This window comes from Nocardioides sp. SRI_004 (assembly GCF_057586415.1).
Map to the genome: position 1 here is coordinate 1 of NZ_JBYCZV010000051.1, position 205 is coordinate 205.

1 protein-coding gene is annotated in these 205 nt (G+C 68.8%); it reads right to left on the minus strand.

Features of this window, described 5'->3' with window-relative positions:
- The coding region (locus tag AC2YHB_RS25670) for a DUF7507 domain-containing protein (RefSeq protein WP_487354888.1) at window positions 1–191 on the minus strand (191 nt) is incomplete at its 3' end.
- Between the last annotated feature and the right edge of the window lie 14 nt (window positions 192–205).

The following is a 205-nucleotide window of genomic DNA, read 5'->3' on the forward strand; positions in this document are numbered from 1 at the left end:
CCCGGGACCGTCACGTCGTCCTCATCGGTGACCTTCGGACCCGACGGCGGCGTACCCGTGGTCGTCGCAGCGTTGTCCACCTGACCGGCATCCACATCGGCCTGCGTCACCACATACGTCGCAGTGCACTCCATCGACTCACCCGGCGCAAGAACCGCCGGCGCGGTCGGGTCACAGTCGATCGCCGACACCGTCCCCGAACCCG